At 44.3% G+C, this 1213-nt stretch carries 1 protein-coding gene; it reads right to left on the reverse strand.

Annotation, left to right across the window (positions count from 1 at the left end; genetic code table 11):
* Positions 1-38: 38 nt before the first annotated feature.
* A complete protein-coding gene (locus CWE15_RS11905; RefSeq protein WP_126758299.1) occupies positions 39-1025 on the reverse strand; it encodes an IS110 family RNA-guided transposase in 987 nt (328 codons plus the stop codon).
* Positions 1026-1213 lie beyond the last annotated feature (188 nt).

Raw genomic sequence — 1213 nt, forward strand, 5'->3', positions numbered from 1 at the left:
GTAGATACCATCTCTCAATACCGATCTCTAGCTCTATTTTATGTAGCTAGAGGTCGATATTCTTGTTGATGTTTAATCACACCAAAACAAATTTGCATTAACTTACGCATTGCAGCGCCAACTGCCTGCATTTTCGCTTTACCAGCAGCCAGCAATCGCTCTTTCTGTGCTTTAATGTCAGGATTATGTGTTCCTGCTGCGACACTTGCCATATATATTTTAGCCCTTACCCTGGCCGGCCCAGTTTTACTCATGCGAACATGACCTTTCATATTCCCTGATTCTTGCAACTTCGGAATAAGCCCAAGGTAAGCGCTAAAATGTTTGGCTGTTTTAAATTTTTTCACTGCAAATAGACTCACCAACTCTCGGCTAATCACATCGCCTACGCCTTTGATAGACATCAATAATTGCTTGTTTTTACGCAGATGTGGATCACCACTAATGTGGTCATCCACATCTCGAGTAAGGCGTTTAATTTCATCTTCTAAGTTTTTAATCATGGCGCTTATGGAGTCGAGCACACGGGGTGAGGCACCACTAATCGTTGCGGCCTCTAACCTGTTTTGCTCGCGGCGTTTGTCTTTTTCTAATGCATCGAGTCGACGAAGCATTGCTCTGAGCGCACGGGCTGACTTTGATTCTGGCACCCATAAAGTAAAGTCATCGTACTGACTCATGGACGCACCATATATTGCTAAAAGACGCGCATCGGACTTGTCCGTCTTTTGCAGTATATTCATGGATTCCGCGTGCTTCTTAGCTTTTGAGGGGTTTGCTAAGAACACGTTGAATCCTGCATCGGCTAGAAAGTAAATCAGGCCTTCGTGGTACACACCTGTTGGCTCAACCGTAACGAGAATCTCGTCAGGACTAACGTCTGTTTGCTTTAAAAGCCAATCCGCCACGGCTTTAAAGTCTTTATTTGGCAGGCATTTGGATTTCACTTTTTTGGCTTTCGTGTCTCTAAGCCACAGAATGTCGAGTTTGTTTTTACTTACATCAACTCCAATAAATTCACGCATCTCGTTCACTACCCTTGTACATGCAGCGTCATTCGCAGTGCGAAGCGCTAAGATACCATTCAGTTTGAATGAGGACATGGAGTAAGGGGCCAATCTACGTTACAGTCTTTATGACTAAGGGCAGGCTCAGCCTCACTTACTCCACTGGTGAAATGTTAGCTAAACACGTCACCTTGAGAGATACAAGG

It is taken from the genome of Aliidiomarina taiwanensis (assembly GCF_003987015.1).
Classification (GTDB): Bacteria; Pseudomonadota; Gammaproteobacteria; order Enterobacterales; family Alteromonadaceae; genus Aliidiomarina; species Aliidiomarina taiwanensis.

Excerpts from the sequence above, each read along its gene's own strand:
- CWE15_RS11905 (WP_126758299.1), bottom strand. The coding sequence starts at position 1,025 with ATGCGTGAATTTATTGGAGTTGATGTAAGTAAAAACAAACTCGACATT.